Annotated in this window: 1 pseudogene; it reads left to right on the top strand. The window is 58.0% G+C overall.

Going from position 1 to position 1,067, the window contains the following annotated elements:
- Positions 1-295: 295 nt before the first annotated feature.
- A pseudogene (locus B2R17_RS28430) lies at positions 296-1,067 on the top strand (squalene--hopene cyclase); the annotation flags it as partial.

Below are 1,067 nucleotides of genomic sequence, written 5' to 3'. Positions count from 1 at the left end.
TACCGGGCTGCTCCATCCCGCGGTATGTGAGACGTTGAATCGGACGCCAAGGTTCGATTTCTGCAACGAAAATTCGCGAAAAAATCACTTCGTGGCGGCGTCGCAACGATGGAAGGACTATCGGTCACAAACCGAGATTCGTCAAGCGGCTGTTCGCATTGTTGCTGAGATTTTCGTTTTTTGGCCAGCGATTCGCTATGTTGGCGTAGACTGGTACGTTGTGCGCCGGCTCCGCCAAGTCTTTTCAAGTATGAATCTTCCCCCCAATACGACCGCTGCCGATTCGTCGGATGCCATGGATTCCTCGGGGACGTTCTCATCCGGCCCAGCACCGGGCCCGCCCGTTCCACCTCCTCCCATCGCTCCGCCTCTAGCAGACTCGAGCACCACGAACGGCTCGGAGAAGGACTCAGTCCCGCAACCGCCACCGGCTCCTCCCCGAGCAACATTGCCTCCGGTCCAGCCGCCAAGTCCTAACGCTGCTCCTGCGCAGCCACCCAGTTCGACCAACGGTGATGGAGCGACCAACGGATCGTTGCCCAGTGCATCTAGGCCAAATGCACCCCAGCCCAGTGCAGCTCAGCCAGCAAAATCGCGAAAGCCAAAACAGGATGCTCGCGGTGTGAAGGTCGCCGCCGCGGCTCAGCCCGAGATCGCGGAAGTCGTTGCCGTGGAAGTCGCGCCAGCGACGCCGCCCAAATCTCGATGGCGGACAGAAGTTCAAGCTGAACCAAAGGACGAAACCGAACAGGACCAAGACGACGAGTTGGCTCCCGTCAAACGTTCGGTGCCCGCTTGGTTGGTGAGCATGGTGTTTCACTTGCTTGTGTTGCTGGTGTTGGCGTTGTTGACCACTCCGGTTGGCGAAGGCATCGGCAGCATGGTGCTGGAGTTTGGCGAGGCCACCGAGTCGGAAAACTTTGAGCTGGAGAATTTGAATATCCAAAGCTCGGATTCGATGATGGATTCAACCAGTGACCTGGACAGTGAAGTGGTCGTCGACACTGACATTCAGTCGTTGATGGACACGATCGAGTTGCCGTCGGAGAGGCTGGAGATGGTTCAGG

This window comes from Rhodopirellula sp. UBA1907, assembly GCF_002337565.1.
Lineage (GTDB): Bacteria > Planctomycetota > Planctomycetia > Pirellulales > Pirellulaceae > Rhodopirellula > Rhodopirellula europaea.
This window is presented reverse-complemented; position numbering and strand designations above follow the sequence as displayed.